16 protein-coding genes are annotated in these 17,739 nt (G+C 66.4%); 14 read left to right on the top strand and 2 right to left on the bottom strand.

Annotation, left to right across the window (positions count from 1 at the left end):
* Positions 1-6: 6 nt before the first annotated feature.
* The 5 genes from ACF66B_RS08160 to iolB are packed head-to-tail and all read left to right on the top strand — an operon-like array spanning position 7 to position 6,641.
* The gene (locus tag ACF66B_RS08160) at positions 7-1,107 is read left to right on the top strand and encodes a Gfo/Idh/MocA family protein (protein ID WP_392664615.1); all 1,101 of its coding nucleotides are present in this window, start codon (positions 7-9) and stop codon (positions 1,105-1,107) included.
* Between the two features lie 18 nt (positions 1,108-1,125).
* On the top strand, positions 1,126-3,042 hold the full coding sequence (iolC, locus tag ACF66B_RS08155) for a 5-dehydro-2-deoxygluconokinase (RefSeq protein ID WP_111431764.1): 1,917 nt from the start codon (positions 1,126-1,128) through the stop codon (positions 3,040-3,042).
* Positions 3,039-4,898: a 3D-(3,5/4)-trihydroxycyclohexane-1,2-dione acylhydrolase (decyclizing) gene (gene iolD, locus ACF66B_RS08150; protein ID WP_111431765.1), complete on the top strand. Its 1,860-nt coding sequence runs from the start codon at positions 3,039-3,041 to the stop codon at positions 4,896-4,898. Before iolC ends, iolD begins: the two co-directional genes overlap by 4 nt.
* A gap of 23 nt (positions 4,899-4,921) precedes the next feature.
* Positions 4,922-5,830, top strand: a complete 909-nt coding sequence (iolE, locus tag ACF66B_RS08145; protein ID WP_111431766.1) for a myo-inosose-2 dehydratase — start codon at positions 4,922-4,924, stop codon at positions 5,828-5,830.
* Between the two features lie 4 nt (positions 5,831-5,834).
* Entirely contained in the window at positions 5,835-6,641 is an 807-nt protein-coding gene (iolB, locus tag ACF66B_RS08140) for a 5-deoxy-glucuronate isomerase (RefSeq protein WP_111431767.1), read from the top strand.
* Positions 6,642-6,689: 48 nt separating this feature from the next.
* On the opposite strand, the gene ACF66B_RS08135 is transcribed toward iolB, so the two are convergent.
* Complete coding sequence (locus tag ACF66B_RS08135) at positions 6,690-8,144, bottom strand: acetamidase/formamidase family protein (RefSeq protein WP_111431768.1); 1,455 nt, start codon at positions 8,142-8,144, stop codon at positions 6,690-6,692.
* 200 nt (positions 8,145-8,344) lie between these two features.
* Between ACF66B_RS08135 and ACF66B_RS08130 the strand changes: the two genes are divergently transcribed.
* Complete coding sequence (locus ACF66B_RS08130) at positions 8,345-10,654, top strand: acetamidase/formamidase family protein (RefSeq protein WP_111431769.1); 2,310 nt, start codon at positions 8,345-8,347, stop codon at positions 10,652-10,654.
* Between the two features lie 9 nt (positions 10,655-10,663).
* Here ACF66B_RS08130 and ACF66B_RS08125 read toward each other — a convergent pair whose 3' ends face one another.
* Positions 10,664-11,557: a LysR family transcriptional regulator gene (locus ACF66B_RS08125; protein ID WP_111431770.1), complete on the bottom strand. Its 894-nt coding sequence runs from the start codon at positions 11,555-11,557 to the stop codon at positions 10,664-10,666.
* A gap of 143 nt (positions 11,558-11,700) precedes the next feature.
* Here ACF66B_RS08125 and ACF66B_RS08120 point away from each other — a divergent pair, with 143 nt between their 5' ends.
* The 8 genes from ACF66B_RS08120 (at position 11,701) to ACF66B_RS08085 (ending at position 17,738) form a co-directional block, all read left to right on the top strand.
* Complete coding sequence (locus ACF66B_RS08120; RefSeq protein WP_111431771.1) at positions 11,701-12,330, top strand: NAD(P)-binding domain-containing protein; 630 nt, start codon at positions 11,701-11,703, stop codon at positions 12,328-12,330.
* Between the two features lie 12 nt (positions 12,331-12,342).
* Positions 12,343-12,747, top strand: a complete 405-nt coding sequence (locus tag ACF66B_RS08115) for a DoxX family protein (RefSeq protein ID WP_111431772.1) — start codon at positions 12,343-12,345, stop codon at positions 12,745-12,747.
* A gap of 95 nt (positions 12,748-12,842) precedes the next feature.
* Positions 12,843-13,664, top strand: a complete 822-nt coding sequence (locus ACF66B_RS08110; protein WP_111431773.1) for a VOC family protein — start codon at positions 12,843-12,845, stop codon at positions 13,662-13,664.
* Between the two features lie 346 nt (positions 13,665-14,010).
* Positions 14,011-14,490, top strand: coding sequence for a hypothetical protein (locus tag ACF66B_RS08105; RefSeq protein ID WP_162683431.1), 480 nt, complete (start codon positions 14,011-14,013; stop codon positions 14,488-14,490).
* Positions 14,480-16,165, top strand: coding sequence for a thiamine pyrophosphate-dependent enzyme (locus ACF66B_RS08100; protein ID WP_111431775.1), 1,686 nt, complete (start codon positions 14,480-14,482; stop codon positions 16,163-16,165). The genes ACF66B_RS08105 and ACF66B_RS08100 overlap by 11 nt, the downstream gene beginning before the upstream one ends.
* Before the next feature lie 54 nt (positions 16,166-16,219).
* Positions 16,220-16,690 carry a hypothetical protein gene (locus ACF66B_RS08095; protein ID WP_162683432.1) on the top strand — a complete coding sequence of 157 codons (471 nt, stop codon included), beginning with the start codon at positions 16,220-16,222 and terminating at the stop codon, positions 16,688-16,690.
* Positions 16,691-16,992: 302 nt separating this feature from the next.
* Positions 16,993-17,154: a hypothetical protein gene (locus ACF66B_RS08090; protein ID WP_392664608.1), complete on the top strand. Its 162-nt coding sequence runs from the start codon at positions 16,993-16,995 to the stop codon at positions 17,152-17,154.
* A complete protein-coding gene (locus ACF66B_RS08085; RefSeq protein WP_392664606.1) occupies positions 17,151-17,738 on the top strand; it encodes a hypothetical protein in 588 nt (195 codons plus the stop codon). Before ACF66B_RS08090 ends, ACF66B_RS08085 begins: the two co-directional genes overlap by 4 nt.
* Position 17,739 lies beyond the last annotated feature (1 nt).

Here is a 17,739-nt window from a genome sequence, read left to right as displayed (position 1 = left end):
CGTCCCATGCCAAAAGAACCTCTTGGCGTCGCGCTGATCGGCAGCGGCTTCATGGGCAAGTGCCACGCGATGGCCTGGCGCAACGTCGCGGCCGTCTTCGGCGGGGCACATCCCCGGCTCGAGATCCTCTGCGATATGCCGGAGGCGCACGCCCAAGCGCAGTCGCGGCAGTTCGGCTTTGCCCGGGCCACCGCGGACTGGACCGCGGCGGTCTCCGATCCGGCAGTCGACGTCATCTCGATCACGCTGCCGAACGGCTTGCACCGGCCTGTCGCCGAGGCGGCCCTCGCGGCGGGCAAGCATGTCTGGCTGGAAAAGCCGATGGCGCTCACGCTTGAGGACGCCGCGGCGATGGCAGAGGCCGCCGCTGCCCGGCCCGGTCAGGTGACCCTTCTGGGCTACAACTACCTGCGGTCGCCGGCCTTCCAAGCGGCCCGGAACCTCGTCGCGGGCGGCGCGATCGGACGGCCGCTGGCCTTCCGCGGCATCTACGATGAGGACTATTCCGCCGACCCCTCCCTCCCCTGGTCGTGGCGGATGACTCACGAGGGCGGTGGGCTCGGGGCGCTGGGCGACCTCGGCTGCCACCTCGTGAGTCAGATGCTGGCGCTGATGGGGCCGGTTGCTGAGGTCACGGCGCTCACCCAGATCGCGGTCGCGGAGCGCCCCTCTCCCGAGGGGATGAAGGCGGTCGAGAACGAGGACGCGGCGCTTGCGCTCCTCCGCTTCGCCTCGGGCGCGCAGGGCTCCTTCGCTACCTCGCGGGTGGCGCGCGGGCGCAAGTGCCGTCTGCAGTGGGAGGTTCACGGCACGGAGGGCACGCTCGTCTTCGATCAGGAGAACATGAACGAGCTCTGGCTGCATCGGGCGGGCGACGCCGGGTTCACCCGGCATCTGACCGGGCCAGACCAGCCGGACTTCGCTGCATTCTGTCCGGCGCCAGGGCATAATTTCGGCTTCAACGAGCAGAAGGTCATCGAGGCGCGCGACCTGCTGTCGACGATCGCCGGCGGGCCGGCGGCCGGGCCGGACTTCGCAGCCGGGCTCGCGATCGAGCGCATCATTCACGCCATGGCGGCCTCCGGGGGCCGTCCGGTCCGTCTCTGAGGCGGGAAGGGGAACAGGATGAAGACACTGGATGTGATTACGATTGGTCGTTGTTCGGTTGACCTCTACGGGAGGCAGGTTGGCGGCCGTCTCGAGGACATGGGGTCCTTCGAGAAGTATATCGGCGGATCGCCGACGAACATTGCGTGCGGGACATCTCGGCTGGGTCTGCAGACCGGGGTGATCACCGGGGTTGGCGACGAGCACATGGGCCGCTTCATCCTCGAGGAGCTGGCACGCGAGGGTGTGGACACGCGGGGCGTGAAGGTGGACCCGGAGCGTCTGACGGCGCTGGTACTGCTGGGGATCAGGGACGAGACGCAGTTTCCGCTGATCTTCTACCGCGAGAACTGTGCTGACATGGGGCTCTCGGAGGCCGATATTGACGAGGATTTCATCGTCGGGGCACGGGCGGTGGTGGCGACGGGGACGCATCTGAGCCATCCGCGGACGGAAGCTGCGGTTCTGAAGGCGCTGGCGCTGGCGCGGAAGCATGGGGCCCGCACCGCGCTCGACATCGACTACCGTCCGAACCTCTGGGGGCTTGCGGGCCATGGGGCGGGCGAGAGCCGGTTCGTCGCGAGTGCGGCGGTGACGGAGAAGCTGCAGGCGCATCTGCCTCTCTTCGACCTGATCGTGGGGACGGAGGAAGAGTTCCACATCGCGGGGGGCACGACGGATACGGTGGCAGCGCTCCGCGCGGTGCGGGAGGTGTCCGATGCGGTTCTGGTCTGCAAGCGGGGGGCCGCAGGGGCGGTGGCCTTCGAGGGCGCGATCCCGCCGTCGCTCGACGCGGGCGAGCGGGGGCCGGGCTTTCCGATCGAGGTCTTCAACGTGCTCGGCGCCGGCGACGGCTTCTTCTCGGGCCTGCTGAAGGGCTGGATGGAGGACGCGCCCTGGCCGCGGGCGCTCGAATACGCCAATGCCTGCGGGGCGTTCGCGGTCTCGCGCCACGGCTGCACTCCGGCCTATCCGAGTGCGGCGGAGCTTGAGTTCTTCCTGGCGCGCGGGGTGCGGCGACCGGATCTGCGCAATGATCCGGAGCTCGCGCAGCTCCACTGGTCGACGACGCGGCGGGGGCACTGGCCGGCGCTGCGGGTTTTTGCCTTCGACCATCGGGCGCAATTCGAGGAGATGGAGGGGGCGAGCCCGGCAAAGATCGGCGCCTTCAAGGCGCTCTGCCTCAAGGCGGCGCTCGAGGTACAGGAGGGGCGACCGGGCTATGGCATCCTCTGCGACAACCGGCTGGGGCGGCGGGCGCTCCATGCCGCGAGCGGCAGCGGGCTCTGGATCGGGCGACCCTGCGAGGATCCGGGCTCGCGGCCGCTGGCCCTCGAGCAGGAGCTTGGGCTCGACTGCGGCGGGCTCTCGGAATGGGCGAAGGAGAATGTCGTCAAGGTGCTCTGCTTCTGCCACCCGGAAGATGCGCCGGAACTGAGGGCTTGCCAGGAGCGCGAGGTGCGGCGGCTCTGGGAGGCGGCACGGCGCAACCGGCTGGAGTTCCTGCTCGAGATCATCCCCTCGAAGGTGGGGCCCTGCGACGAGACGACGGTGGCGACGCTGATCGGTCAGTTCTATGCCGCAGGCATCTATCCCGACTGGTGGAAGCTTGAGCCGATGACCACGCGGGTGGCCTGGGAGAATACGATCGCGGCGATTGAGGCGCACGATCCGCATACCCGCGGCATCGTGGTGCTGGGGCTCGATGCGCCGGAGGCGGAGCTCGGGGCGAGCTTCTCCGTGGCGGCGGGCTTTCCGCTGGTGAAGGGCTTTGCGGTGGGCCGGACGATCTTCGGCAGCGTGGCGCGTGCGTGGATGAGGGGCGATCTGGACGACACGCTGGCGGTGGCGGAGATGGCGGAGCGGTTCCGGCGGCTCTGCGGGATCTGGGACGGGGCGCGGGCGGCAGCCGCGGCGCAGGAGGAACTGGCATGACGACGACACGGCTGACCGCGGCGCAGGCGATGATGCGCTGGCTTTCGGTGCAGATGATAGAGCCCTCGAGCAGCGAAGCGGAAGGGCAAGGAGATCCCGAGAGGTTCATCGAGGGCGTCTGGGCGATCTTCGGGCATGGCAACGTGGCGGGCATCGGCGAGGCGCTGCACGGGATCGGCGACGCGCTCCCGACCTGGCGAGGGCAGAACGAGCAGACGATGGCCCATGCCGCCATCGCCTACGCCAAGACGAAGAAGCGGCGGCGGGCCCATGCCGTGACCTCCTCGATCGGGCCGGGCTCGACCAACATGGTGACGGCGGCGGCCCTTGCGCATGTGAACCGCCTGCCGGTGCTGTTTCTCTGTGGCGATGTCTTCGCCAACCGCCGGCCGGATCCGGTGCTGCAACAGATCGAGGATTTCGACGACGGCACGGTTTCGGCGAACGACTGCTTCCGGCCGGTGGTGCGCTACTTTGACCGGATCCAGCGCCCCGAGCATCTGCTCACCGCCCTGCCGCGTGCACTGCGGGTGATGACGGACCCGGCGAACTGCGGCCCGGTCTGCCTCGCCTTCTGCCAGGACGTGCAGGCGGAGGCCTTCGACTGGCCGGAGAGCTTCTTTGCGCCGAAGGTCTGGCGGATCCGCCGGCCCGAGCCCGACCCGGTGGAGGTCGCGGAGGTGGCGGCGCTGATCCGGGCGGCCCGGGCGCCGGTGATCGTCTCGGGCGGGGGGGTGATCTATTCCGGGGCCGAGGCCGATCTCGCGGCCTTCGCGGCGCGCCACAACATTCCCTATGCCGAGACCCAGGCGGGCAAGGGGGCAAACGCGGCGGCGGACACGCGCAACTTCGGCTCGCCGGGGGTGACGGGCTCGGACTGCGCCAACGCTCTCTCCGCGCGCGCCGATCTGGTGATTGGGGTGGGCACGCGGTTCCAGGACTTCACCACCGGGAGCTGGACGGCCTTCACCAATCCGGAGCGGCAGCTCGTCTCGATCAATCTCCATGGCTATGACGCCAACAAGCACGGCGCGACGGGCCTCGTGGGGGATGCCAAGGCCTGCCTTGCGAAGCTCACCGCCGCGCTCGGAGATCACCGGGCGCCAGCCTTCGACGCGGGCTCCCGGCTTGACTGGCTGGCGGCGGTGGAAGCGGTGACGGCTGCCCGAGAGGCCCCGAACGCGCTGCCGTCGGATGCGCAGGTGATCGGCGCGGTGCAGCGGGTGGCGACAGAGGCCACTGTCGTGATGTGTGCGGCGGGCACGATGCCTGGGGCGCTGCAGGTGCTCTGGCAATCCGCGGCGGGCGGCTACCACATGGAATACGGCTATAGCTGCATGGGTTACGAGGTGGCAGGCGCGATGGGGATCAAGCTCGCGGCCCCGAAGAAGGAGGTGATCTGCTTCGTGGGCGACGGAAGCTACATGATGGCCAACTCCGAGCTCGCCACCGCGGTGATGCGGCGCATCCCTTTCACCGTCGTGCTGACCGACAACCGCGGCTACGGCTGCATCAACCGGCTGCAGCAGCAATGCGGCGGGGCCGAGTTCAACAACCTGTACAAGGACAGCAACGTCGCGGTTCAGCCCGAGATCGACTTCGTGGCGCATGCGGCCGCCATGGGGGCACATGCGGAGAAGGCCGCCGACATCGCCGAGCTCGAGGCGATGATCGTGGACGCGCGTAGCCGCGACGTGCCGAGCGTCATCGTCATCGAAACCGAGGCGCTCACCGGCGCAGGGGCGGGCGGGAGCTGGTGGGATGTGGCCGTTCCGCAGGCGGGCGGGCCGGAACGCCTCGAGGCGGCACGCGAGAGCTACAATGCCCGGCGGCAGATGCAGCGCATCTGCGACTGACCGTGGCCCAGGGAGACAGACAGATGATCCTCTACGGAACCAACCCCATCGCCTGGTCGAATGACGACGACCGGAGCATCGGCGCGCATCTCTCGCTCGACGACTGCCTGGGCGACTGCCGGACGATCGGCTTCGACGGCATCGAGAAGGGCCACCGGATGCCGGATGACGGCGCGGCGCTGAAGGCCAGGCTCGACGCCTACGGACTACGCTTCATTGGAACCTGGCATTCGACGAACCTGCTGGTGAACGATCTCGAGACGGAGAAGGCGGCGCTCCGGGTTACGATCGACATGGTGCGCGCGGCGGGGGGCGATCATGTCAACGCCTGCGAATGCTCCAACACCGTGCACGGCAGAGACGATGTGGCGGTGAACGACCGGCCGGTGATGAGCGACGCTGAATGGGCGCGGTTCTCGGCCGGCTACGAGGCGCTCTCGGCCTTTGCCGCGGCGCAGGGCATGGCGATGGGCTATCACCATCACATGGGCACGATCATCGAGAGTGCCGAGGACATCGACCGGTTCATGGCGATGGCCGGGCCCTGCACGCGGCTTCTGCTCGACACCGGGCACTGCACCTTCGGCGGCGCCGATCCGGCGGAGGTGGCGCGCAGATACATGGACCGGGTGAGCCATATCCATGCCAAGAACGTCCGGCCGGAGATCATGGCGGAGGTGCGCGCCCAGGGGCTCTCCTTCATCGAGGGTGTGCGGCGCGGGGCCTTTACCGTGCCGGGCGATCCGGAGGGCTGCGTCGCCTTCGCGCCGGTGCTGGAGATCGCGGCGGCGGCGGGCTATTCCGGCTGGCTGGTGATCGAGGCCGAGCAGGACAGTCTCGTGCGCACGCCGCTCCATTACCAGCGCATGGGTTTCGAGGCCCTGAAGGCGATGGCGCGGGCCTCGGGGCTCGACCAGAGCGTGGAGGCCTGAGGCGATGGCGGATCTGTTGCGCAGACCCTTCGGCACCCACGGCAAGGTGCACGAGATCACACCCGCCTCGGCTGGCTGGCGTCATGTCGGCTTCTCGCTTTACCGGCTCCGGGCCGGCGAGCGCGCGGCGGAAACCACCGGTGGCAACGAGGTGATCCTCGTGATGGTCGAGGGCAGGGCGGCGCTCTCGGGGGCCAGGCAGGACTGGGGCGTGCTTGGCGAAAGGATGGATGTCTTCGAGAAGACGCCGCCGCACTGTCTCTACCTCCCCGATGGCTGTGGCTGGGAGGCGACGGCCGAGACCGACTGCACCATCGCGGTCTGCGCCGCGCCGGGGCGGGGCGGGCACGGGCCGCGCCGGATCGGACCCGATGGCATCACGTTGACCGCGCGCGGCCAGGGCACCAACACGCGGCACATCAACAACATCGCCATGGAGGCCGAGGACTACGCCGACAGCCTGCTGGTGACGGAGGTCTTCACTCCTGCGGGCCATTGGTCGTCCTATCCCTCGCACCGCCACGACGAGGACGATTTCCCGCGCATCACCTATCTCGAGGAGACCTACTACCACCGCCTCAACCCGGCCTCGGGCTTCGGCATCCAGCGCGTCTATACAGATGACGGCAGCCTCGACGAGACCATGGCGGTCCACGACGGCGATGTGGTCCTCGTCCCCCGCGGCCACCACCCCTGTGGCGCCCCCTACGGCTTCGAGATGTATTACCTCAACGTCATGGCGGGCCCCCGCCGCAAGTGGCGTTTCGTCCCCGCCCCCGAAGTCGAGTGGATCATGAAACGGGACGCGTGAGAGGGGAGGGCCACAACGGCATCCCGAGGGCCACCCCCATCACCCGCGTCAGCTGACGCGCGCGGCGAAGACCTCCTTCTTCACGATGGCATGGACCCCCCAGTTGCCGTCGACGACCTGCGTGATGCCGAAATCCACACCGATCGACATGAGCGAGATCGCTTCGTCTTCCGTGAGATCCTTCGTTGTCATCAGGAAGTGACGCATCTTGCGGAAGGCGTCGCGCAGGGCGAGATCGACCGAGCTTTTCGAGTAGATCACCGACTGTGCGTCGGGGCCGAGATCTGCGAGGTAGTTCGGGTAGGAAAAGCCGTGGACCAGCCATTCTGTCTGGGTTTCGAGCATCGGATAATCGAGCTCCTCCAGAGGCGTGCCGGCGAGGTCGGCCTTCTTGTGGAGGACAAGCTGGAACGTGCCGGTGAGCGAGCATTCGATTGCGGTGCCGCAGAGCTCGCTGTCGCCCTGACTCGCGTGCGGGTCGCCAACGGAAAGCAGCGCGCCCTCGACCGAGACGGGGTAATACATCACCGCGCCCTTGCCGATACGCCAGTTGTCGATGTTGCCGCCGGTATAGCTCGGCGGGATTGTGTCGACGAAGTCGGCTTCGGCCGGCGCGAGGCCGAGTGTGCCGAAATGCGGGCGGATCGGCAGGCGGACACCCTTCAGCACATCGAAGTTGCGGCTGGTCTTTGAGTGATCGACGGGTACGCCGGGGTAGTCGATGGTGGTGTGGGTGACGCCGAAGGGATCGGTCTGCGGCACCCATTTGAAGTTGTAGACCGCCTCGGCCCAGCTTTTCGCACCGGTCACATCGACTTCGTAGATCGTCACCACCTCGCGCTTCTGGCCGCCGAGGAGGTCGTTATACTGGAAACCCCAGTTCGCGGCAGCGTTGGAGCCGAAGGCCTTGCCGGCAAAATCGGGATTGGCGGAGGGGCGTGGTTTCACGTCGAGGATGCGCACCTCGAGGATGTCTCCGGGCTCGGCGCCCTTCACATAGACCGGGCCGGTCATGATGTGGACGCCCTGGCCCTCGCCGGAGCCCTTCTTGTAGACGGCTGGATCGGTCGGTCCGGCGCCGCGGCGGTCGACGCCCTTGGTGTCCTTGGTCCAGAGATAGACGCTTTCGGCTCCCTCGTCGCCCTGGACCATGCGCTCGAGGTCATCGCCCGCGTGGTGGGTGAGGGTTTCGATCGTCACGATGTCGCCGCTCTCGATCTCGACGCGCGGCGGCAGCGACTTGCTGAAATAGCCCCAGTGCACGGTCTCGGCATTGGCGGGCAGGTAGTGATAGGCGGGCTGGCCGGGGGTGCGGGCGGCGGTCGCCTGGGCGAGTGCGGGGGTGACGAGGCTGAGCCCGCCCGAGCCGCCGACCGCGGCGAGCCCGCCTGCGGCGAAGAGGCCGCCCTTGAGGAAGCCGCGCCGCTCGGCGCTCAGGTCCTCGCGGAAACTGCGGTAGTGCTTCTCGAATTCGGGGCAGTTCACATCGTCACCGCGGCACATGGGGCTTGTTCTCCTGACAAGAGTTGCTGGTGATGCGAGCCTTGGCGGGCGGGGCTGGCCGCACAATGCGCGCAATACTCATGCGTTCAGAAGACAAGATTTTGTTCACTTCCAGTCAAACGCCGTTGTCCTGATGCTGTTATAGTGGGCATTGTCTCTTGAGTGCCCATGATTGGGCAGGCGTGCCGTCCGGAGGGGTCATGCATATCTCCCGCATCACTGCAGATGCCTTTCCCGCTGCCGCGCAGCATCGTGTCTGGCTTGAGGCGCTCGCCGGGATCTCGCTCCGGGTCGAGGCGCCGGGGCCGGGTGGGTGGCTTGCAGTGCAGTCTGCGCCTTCGGGGGCGCGGCTGGTGATGCTGGCCGGCGGGCCGCAGATTTTCGGGCCAGATGTGACCGAGGCTGCACCGGTCATCATCGCGCTGATGCTGCGAGGCCGGGCGCAGCTTCGTGCGGGCGGGCGGCGGATCGAGTGCGTGGGCAATGATCTGGCGGTGATGGATGCGGGCGTCGACTGGCGGCTCGAAGCGCGGACGGATGTCGAGCTGGTGCTGCTCGAGATTGCCCGCGCGCCGCTGGCTGCGCGGCTTGGGCGCAATGCAGGCGGGCTCGGCGCGGGCGTGCTGGGGGCCACGGTGGCAGGGCTCGCGGCCAAGCCGCTGCTGCGGACGCTGGCCCAGAACTTTGCCGAGATCGAGCCCGCGGATCTTGCCGCAATCGAGGTGGCGCTCACCGAACTGGTGGCAAGCGCGCTGCTGGCGGAGACGACGGCGGGCGAAGGTGGCCTCAGCCAGGCGCAGGCGGAGCATTTCCGGCGGATCGCGGCGACGATCGAGGCGCGGCTCACGGATCCCGATCTGGGGCTGCGCGAGATTGCCGCGCTGGAGGGCTTCTCGGTGCGGTATGTGCAGCAGCTCTTCAAGGGCCAGGGCGGGAGCTTTTCGGAACATCTCCGGCGGGAGAGGCTCGAGCGTTGCCGAGCCGATCTCGCGGATCCGGCACATGCGCGGGAGGGCGTCGCGGCAATTGCCTATCGCTGGGGGTTTCGCGATCAGGCGCATTTCACCCGAGCCTTCGGCGCGGCCTTCGGAATCACACCAACAGAGGCGCGCAAGCCCGCATCGGAGAGCCTGGATTTGCCAGCCTTCCGCGGGTTGCCGCGAGGCGCAACCCGGCGGCGGCGGGCCTCGCCCGCGGCGGCGCCGGTCGCGGGATACGGGCCGGACGGCCTGGCCACGCTGCCGTTGCGCGAGCCGGTGGCGGACACGCATCATCTGCCGGCCCACGCCGATACGGTGCACTGGGGCTATCTCAGCCATGCCCAGCCGCCCGCGCTCCGGGTCGAACCCGGCGCGGTGGTGACGGTTGAGACGCTGACGCAGCATGGCGGCGATGATCTGGCACGCTTCGTCACCGGCGATCCGGGCGCCGAAAGTGTCTTTGCCTGGACGCGAGCGCACAAGGCAGTGGACCGCCGCGGGGCGGGGCCAATGAACGCCGCGATCTTCGGGCGCGGTGCGGGCGAGGGCTTCGGAGTGCATATCTGCACCGGGCCGATCTATGTGCGCGGTGCGGCACCGGGCGACGTTCTGGAGGTCGAGATCCTCGATATCCAGCCGCGGCCCTGCGCCAACCCGGAATTCGCGGGCAAGGCCTTTGCCTCGAATGTCTCGGCCTGGTGGGGATATCAGTATGACGATCTGCTTGCGGCGCCCGCGCGGCACGAAACGGTGACGATCTACGAAATCGACCTCGCCGATCCGGAGGTTGCGCGCGCACTTTACAGCTATCGCTGGACACCACAGACTGATCCTTTCGGTGTGGAGCACGCGACAATCGACTATCCTGGCATTCCGGTCGATCCCGCGACGATCGCGCCGCGGCATAGGGTGCTTGCGGGGGTGGAAATACCTGCGCGACCGCATTTCGGTTTTGTGGGGGTCGCGCCGCGTGAGGCGGAGCTGGTGGACACGATCCCGCCGGGTTACTTCGGCGGCAACATCGACAACTGGCGGGCCGGGAAGGGCGCTCGGCTCTTCCTGCCGGTCTCGGTCGAGGGAGCGCTGCTTTCGATCGGCGACGGGCATTTCGCACAGGGCGACGGTGAGATCGACGGCACCGGGCTCGAATGCTCGCTGACCGGGCGGGTTCGGATCGGGCTCCATAAGGCAGACGCGCTCCCCGATCACCTGCGCGGATTGCCTGCACCGTTGATCGAGACACCGACGCACTGGGTTGTGCAGGCCTTCAGCTTCCAGAACCATCTGCGCGATCTCGGCGCCAATGCGCAGGCGGAGGTCTATGCCCGCTCGACGGTCGATCTCGCGCTGCGCAATGCCTTCCGCCAGACCCGGCGCTTCCTGATGGATGCCTTCGGTTTCAGCGAGGACGAGGCAGTGTCGCTGATGTCGGTGGCGGTGGACTTTGGCGTGACCCAGGTTGCGGACGGCAATTTCGGCGTCCACGCGACCATCGGCAAGGCGATGATCGGCCGTGGGCCGCGAGGCTGAAGGCGCGCCTCAGCCAGTGCGCATCGCGGCGGCAGCGAAGTCGATCAGAGCGCGAACCTTGCGTGGCAGCACTGCACCGGCGAGATAGACGGCGTTGACGTCGAAGGAAGGTGTTTCCTCGGCGTCGAGCAGACGGACGAGCCTCCCGGCTGCGAGATCCGGACCAAGGACAAAATCAGGGCAATAGACGATACCCTCACCCTCGGCGGCGAGATTGCAGGCAACGCGGGCGCTGTTGACCATGAAGCGGGTGGTGATCGGCACCTCGCGTGGCGCGCCCGCGGGGCCAAAGCGCCAGCGCAGACTGTTGCTGCGGCGAGCGTTGGTGTCGTGGATGCAGGCGTGGTGCAGCAGATCCTCGGGATGATCCGGTGCGCCATGGGTGGCGATATAGCCGGGGGCTGCCGCGACGATCATGCAGATCTGACCCAGGCGGCGGGCCCGGAGGGAGCTGTCGGTGAGCGTGCCGATGCGGATGGCGAGATCGATGCCTTCGGCGGCGAGATCGGCGTAGGCATCCGAGAGGCGCAGGTCGATGGTGAGGTCGGGGTGCGGGGCGGCGAAGCGGGTGAGAAGCCCTGTTACATGACTTTCGCCGTAGGTGAGCGGTGCGGAGACGCGGAGCGTGCCCTTGAAGCCGCGCGCGTCCTCGGAGACCGAACCAAGGAGATCCTCAAGCTCGTCGAGCCAGGCGGGCGCACGGCCAAGCAGGCGTTCGCCGGCAGGGGTAAGACCCACCCGGCGGGTCGTGCGCTGGAGCAGGCGTGCGCCGAGCTGCGCCTCGAGCTCGGCCACATATTTCGAGGTCAGCCGGTTCGAGATGCCGAGCCGTTCGGCCGCGGCGGTGAAGGAGCCTGTCTGCGCCGTAGCGACAAAGGCGCGGAGGCCATCGATGAGATCCATTTTATTGCGAATACTATGTGGAAGGTAATTCCATATAATCTCCATTTTATTGGCAAACGCAATCTCGGATATTGCGGGCATGGAACAGCAGGCGGGCAGCGCCCCGCCGCATATCTGGGCAAGCGACGCCAGGAGATGAGAGAATGCAGATCGCAATCATCGGCACAGGCAATATCGGATCGGGACTTGCTTCGGTCCTGGGGCGGACCGCGCATGACGTGACCGCCGGCGACCGGTCGGACGGACGTACAGCAGCGGAGAAGCTCACGGGCGAGGGTACGCGAGTTTCTGCCGCGAAGATCGGTGGAGCGGTCGTCGACGCCGATGTCGTGATCCTCGCAACCCCGTTTGGCGCGCTCAAGAGCATCGCTCAGAAGGCCGATTTCGCCGGCAAGACGGTGATCGATGTCTCGAACCCCGTGACCGAGGATTTTTCCGCGCTTTCGGTCGGCCATACGACTTCCGCCGCGGAGGAGATTGCTGCAGCGCTTCCCGGCGCGGTGGTTGTGAAGGCCTTGAATACTGTTTTTGCGGAGCATTACGCCTCCGGTCTTGGTGCCGGTGGTCAGCCGATCCAGACCTTCGTCGCCTCTGACGATGATGCGGCGCGTGCCGCTGTCATCTGCCTTGCGGGCGAGATCAGACTCGAGGGCGTCGATGCCGGGCCTCTTAGCAACGCACGTTATCTGGAGCCTCTCGGCTTCATGAACATCACCTTCGGCTACATGAGCGGGCGCGGCACCGGTATCGCGCCCGTCTGGCGCTCGAATTGAGGAGATAGTGACATGATCGATACGCGTACCGCCTCCTACGGCATCTTCCTTCTGCGGCTCACCACCGGCGCGCTTTTCGTGACGCACGGGCTGACCAAGCTACTTGTCTTCACGCCCGGGGGGACAATGGGCTTCTTCGAGTCGCTGGGGCTTCCGGGCTGGCTCGGGATTGCGACCATGCTCTTCGAGATCTTCGGCGGCGTGGCTCTTGTGCTCGGGGTCTGGGCCCGGCTCGTCTCGGCGCTCGCCGTGCCGGTGCTGCTCGGGGCCGCGCTGACCGCGCATGTGCCGAACGGGTTCGGCTGGGCAAATACCGGAGGTGGCTGGGAATACCCCATGATGTGGGCAGCGGTGCAGGCCGCGCTCGCCCTCCTCGGTGAGGGCAGCTACGCACTCCGGCCGTTTGGCCGCAGATGAAGCTGGCCCTTGGAGCATTCCGCTCCACGGGCAAGGCAAGACCCAGGCCCGGCCACGCTCTGCGGGCGGCGGGCCGTATTCGGAGATAAAACGAGATGTCCAGCAATGCAGCGCCGCTCGAGATCGGCCGGGTGACCCTGACGGTCCGCGATCTCGCGGCAACCGGCGCGTTCTACGAAAATGTCATCGGCCTCGAGCAGCTCGAGGCGGACACGACCCAGGCCATCTACGGTGCGGGCGGGCGACCGCTGGTGGAGCTTCGGGGTGATCCAGCGGCACGGCCGGCATCGCGTCAGGACGCAGGGCTTTTTCACACCGCTTTCCTGTTGCCCTCCAGGGCCGATCTCGGCGCGTGGCTCGGACGTGCCGCGGCGTCGGATGTTCAGCTCCATGGGGCATCCGACCACTTGGTCAGTGAGGCGCTATATCTTGCTGACCCGGAAGGCAATGGTATCGAGATCTATGCCGATCGTCCACGCAGCTCCTGGCAGCATCAGGGCACCGAGGTGATGATGGCGACCGAACGGCTCAATCTGCGAGATCTTGCAGCTTCGGCGAAAGCGCCCTGGGGTGGCGCGCCGGACGGCACAGTTGTCGGGCATGTCCATCTTCAGGCCGGCGATCTTGTCGCAGCAGAAGGCTTCTATGCCGATACGCTCGGATTTCCGGTGACCTGCCGTTATCCCGGCGCGGTTTTCTTCGGTTCGGGCGGCTATCACCATCATCTGGCGGCGAATGTCTGGAACAGCCGTGGCGCGCAGGTGCGCGACGAGGGCGTGGCCGGGCTGGCCGCGGTCGAGGTCCTCGGGGCGCCCGAGGAGATCGCCGGGCTCGGGCAGCGGGCCGGGGCAGAAGCGCGGGATCCGTGGGGTACACGGTTTGTTTTCCGGGGCAAAGACACGGCAGATGCTGGCTGATGGCAAGTGGGTCGCGGAGTGCAGCCGGTTCGGAAATCCAACGGGATGGGGTGCTTTGTGCGACGGGACTCAAGCTTGCGCAACTGTATTACCCCAGACGGGCGTCCGGGGCTAATGGGGCAGGGCAGAATCCATTCTCAAACGACGAGAGGAAATCAAGGCCAAGACCATCGAGAAGCGCCGCTTGCTGCAAAACCAGGCTGCGGCATGAAGTGAAACCTCAACGAGCCAGCCCCTCCCAAATGGTTCAATCCCTCGTCTCCCAAATCATCTGATGCGGGACAGGCGCTCCCGGGTGCGACCGGCACATCCTCGGCAGATGCGGGCAGACCGCGGCATTATTCCTTTGGCCATCGATCTGACCGAGCGCGACGAGTTCCGCACGGTCATCGAGGATCTGAAGATCGACGCGCTAGCTCACGCAGCGCTGCGTTGTTCCGAGTCGACCAGGTTCCGTGCCCAGAAGGACGCGGACATCGACATGAGCCTGGAGGTCAAACTCTCGGCAATAATGCGGCTTACCAACGCGGTGGTCCGCTTGATGATGGCGGAAGGGCGCCGCAGCATCCTGATATTGAAGCCGGACCCCGGGGACGGATTGCTGAAGAGAAGGGCCGAAGACGCAACCCGCACCTCCATCGAGGCGCTCGGGGTCGACGAGGCAGGTATCGCGGTTGCCTGTGCGAGGCTTGGACAGGTGCCTTTCGAGGACATAGCACACGAAGTTGCCGAGACGCTCGCAGCCGGATTGGAAAATACGTCGACTGATGACACACCCGAAGCTGTGGCGCATCGGCAGAAAGTGAGGAAGCTTCATGAAGCGTAACGGAGGACGGCTCCTTGTCGATAGCCTTGTTGGCCTTGGGGCGACGAAGAGCTTCGGCATTCCCGGAGAGAGCTATCTCGCGGTGCTCGATGCACTGCACGACACTGTCGGCGAGCTCGACTATGTTCTGTGCCGCAACGAAGGCGGTGCCAGCTTCATGGCAGCTGCCTATGGCAAGCTGACGGGCACGCCGGGGATCTGCTTCGTGACGCGCGGTCCGGGTGCGACCAACGCCTCGATCGGGGTTCACACCGCCATGCAGGACAGCGCGCCGATGCTGCTCTTCGTAGGGCAGGTCGGGACCGACATGAAGGGCCGCGAGGCGTTCCAGGAGATCGATTGCAAGGCGGTTTTCGGCACGATCGCGAAATGGGCCGTCGAGATCGACGATGTCGACCGCATCCCGGAAATCCTGTCGCGCGCCTGGACCCAGGCTACAACCGGCCGGCCTGGCCCGGTGGTTGTCGCCCTGCCGGAGGACATGCTGACGTCGCTGAGCGAAAAGGAGCCGCTGGCCGGCCCCATCGAAGTAACCGAGCCCGCGCCGACCACGAAGACCATGAGCCGCATCCGCGGGATGCTGGCGGGGGCGGAGCGTCCGCTGATCGTCATCGGCGGCTGCAACTGGAGAGCCGGCAGCACGGCCGCGATCCAGACGTTTGCCGAAGCCTCCGACATCCCGGTGGCGGCGATCTTCCGCTACCAGGACCAGTTCGACAACAATTCGCCGGTCTTCGTCGGCGACATGGGCGTGGGCATGACCGCGAAGATGCGCGAGATGGCCACCAACGCCGACGTGATCCTGGCGATCAACAACCGCTTCGGCGAGATGTCGACAGATGGCTACACGCTCTTCGACGTGCCGCAGCCGACGCAGAACGTGATCCATGTCCACGGCTCGGATCTCGAGATCGGCAAGGTCTACCGCCCGGTTCTAGGCGTGCATGCTGGTCCGAACGTCTTCGCCGAGGAGCTCGGGGCGCTCGAGCCGGTGAAGGGCGACTGGGCAGCCTGGCGCGCCGAGGCGCGTGCCGCGTACGAGCAGGGCTTTGATCCGCCTGATCTGCCGTCGCCGGTCGACATGGCCAAGGTCTGCGCCTTCCTGCGCGACAAGCTGCCCGAGGATTTCGTGCTGACGAACGGGGCCGGCAACTTCGCCGTGTGGCCGGGCAAGTTCTTCAAGTATGGTCCCAAGGCGCGGCTCCTCGGCCCGCAGTCTGGCGCGATGGGCTACGGCGTTCCGGCGGCGATCGCGGCGAAGCTTGCCTGCCCCGAGCGAACCGTCATCTGCTTTGCGGGCGACGGCGATTTCCAGATGAACAGCACTGAGCTCGCCACCGCGCTCCAGCACGACGCGCAGCCGATCATCCTGCTGCTCAACAACGGCATCTACGGCACGATCCGCGCCCATCAGGAGCGGAACTACCCCGAGCGCGTGTCATGCACCACGATGACCCGGAACCCCGATTTCGTGGCCTTCGGCAAGGCCTACGGGTTCCACGCCGAGCGTGTCGAGACCACGGCCGATTTCACCGCCGCCTTCGAGCGCGCGCTTGCCTCCAAGACTGGCGCACTCCTCGAACTCATAATCGCGCCGGAAGCGCTCACCCCTCTCAAAACGCTCAGCGAAATGCGTGCAGACGCCCTGAAAGAAAAATGCATGAAGAGCCGCTAGGACGTCTGCCTTGGCGCCGATAACGGTGCTGACTTCACGGACATCGCGCTCCGCTTGTGCGGAAAGCTGCGTCTCAAGCCGATGGCGGCCGCCTTCGATGTCGTCGAGGTGGTTGACGATAGCATCGCCGATGCGGCCCGCGTCCACTCGGTCGAGAACGGCAAGAACATCTCGGGAAATGCCGCGATTGCAATCGGCGCCGCCGCGCTGCTCCATGACGTGCGACACTACGAGAAAACCGGTGTTGACGGCTGCCTTATTCCCCCGCGGTGCGGGCGTGGTCTCGGCATCTGCTTCCTCAAGACGCCCTTCGTCTACGAGGCGGTTGCCTCGCGGATGAGCAAGAGCTCGAGCCTGCCATTGTTCCGCGTGAGACGCTCTTGCCGGGCAGTCGCGTTCAGGGCCCGGTTGTCATCGTCGAGCGGGAAACCTCGACAATCGTCACCTCTCTCTTCAATGCTGTCATCCAGGCTGATCGAACCATCGTCGTGGTTCGGAAAGGGCTTGCGGCATGAGCCAGCTTGACGAAATTAGCATGTTGGTCATGTGAAACAGCCTGGTCTCGGTCGTCAAGGAACAGGCCTCGCTCTTATGCGCACCGCGTTCCAGAACTCTATATGTGAAGCGGGCAACCTCTCGGCCGGTGTCGTCAACGCCAAGGGCGTGACACTTGCCCAAGCCCTTATCCGCACGCCCGGCCATGTGAGCATCATGACCGAAGCGGTCATGCACCTCATCAACGAGATCCTGCGGCAGAACATGTTTCCAAGCGAGACTATCGCACGAATGACCGCCGGAAGGGTGCGGGTCACCTGCATGATGATGCGATGGTCTCGCCGGTCTTCAAGGGTGGCGAGCTGATCGGCTTCTTCGCCTGCACCGCGTATGTCGTTGCCGTCAGCAGCCGCGGCTTCGGCGCCGACGTCAGGTCGGTCTGTAACGAAGGTATCCAGATCCCGAAAAAGACGCAGCCGAGCGCGGCGAAGTGAACCATGGCCTGATCAACGTCCTGAGGCTCAATTTGCGCAAGTCGAAGCAGGTCATCGGCGACCTCTTCTCGCTCGCGGCCTGTAGCCATGCCTGGCACAAGCGCCTGATCGAGCTTCTCGACGTGATCGCGGTTGCGAACTGTGCGGAAGCTGATCATCTTCAGCGCCCTGATGGCGACCGTGCAGGAGGGCGACGAGGCGATCCCGCCCGCGTCCGATTTCGTGTCCTATCCGGAGGTGGCAAAGCGCTGCGGCGATGTTCTGGTCAGGTGCGCCTGTCCTGCGGAAGCCGGTTTCTGGCGGATGCCGGTCGTGTTCGAGGCTGCGATCGGGCCGAAGACGCGCTGGCCTTTCCTCAACATATCCGACTACCTGTCGGGCGCATCTTCTCGCGCGAAGAGCTGGAGGCGCTCGGCGCGGTCTTGGCGAAATACCCGCAGATCCTCTTTCCCTCGGACGAGATCCAGGTGCACATCATCTTCGACAATCGGGAGTTCGTCTCCTCGGGGCGGCTTGCCCGGGCCGAAGGCGCTAGCCAACGCGCTCGCCCTCGATTCGCCGGAAGGTGCATTCTATACCTATAAC

The sequence above is a fragment of the Amaricoccus sp. B4 genome, from assembly GCF_043226085.1.
Taxonomy (GTDB): Bacteria; Pseudomonadota; Alphaproteobacteria; order Rhodobacterales; family Rhodobacteraceae; genus Amaricoccus.
Note: the sequence above shows the minus strand (reverse complement) of the source record. Positions and strands in the feature narration are given on the sequence as shown.

Coding starts and splice junctions, on each gene's coding strand:
- ACF66B_RS08125 (WP_111431770.1), bottom strand. CDS start 11,557: ATGGATCTCATCGATGGCCTCCGCGCCTTTGTCGCTACGGCGCAGACA.
- ACF66B_RS08115 (WP_111431772.1), top strand. CDS start 12,343: ATGATCGATACGCGTACCGCCTCCTACGGCATCTTCCTTCTGCGGCTC.
- iolB (WP_111431767.1), top strand. CDS start 5,835: ATGGCGGATCTGTTGCGCAGACCCTTCGGCACCCACGGCAAGGTGCAC.
- ACF66B_RS08100 (WP_111431775.1), top strand. CDS start 14,480: ATGAAGCGTAACGGAGGACGGCTCCTTGTCGATAGCCTTGTTGGCCTT.
- ACF66B_RS08135 (WP_111431768.1), bottom strand. CDS start 8,144: ATGTGCCGCGGTGACGATGTGAACTGCCCCGAATTCGAGAAGCACTAC.
- ACF66B_RS08090 (WP_392664608.1), top strand. CDS start 16,993: ATGGTCTCGCCGGTCTTCAAGGGTGGCGAGCTGATCGGCTTCTTCGCC.
- iolC (WP_111431764.1), top strand. CDS start 1,126: ATGAAGACACTGGATGTGATTACGATTGGTCGTTGTTCGGTTGACCTC.
- iolD (WP_111431765.1), top strand. CDS start 3,039: ATGACGACGACACGGCTGACCGCGGCGCAGGCGATGATGCGCTGGCTT.
- ACF66B_RS08130 (WP_111431769.1), top strand. CDS start 8,345: ATGCATATCTCCCGCATCACTGCAGATGCCTTTCCCGCTGCCGCGCAG.
- ACF66B_RS08110 (WP_111431773.1), top strand. CDS start 12,843: ATGTCCAGCAATGCAGCGCCGCTCGAGATCGGCCGGGTGACCCTGACG.
- ACF66B_RS08120 (WP_111431771.1), top strand. CDS start 11,701: ATGCAGATCGCAATCATCGGCACAGGCAATATCGGATCGGGACTTGCT.
- ACF66B_RS08160 (WP_392664615.1), top strand. CDS start 7: ATGCCAAAAGAACCTCTTGGCGTCGCGCTGATCGGCAGCGGCTTCATG.
- iolE (WP_111431766.1), top strand. CDS start 4,922: ATGATCCTCTACGGAACCAACCCCATCGCCTGGTCGAATGACGACGAC.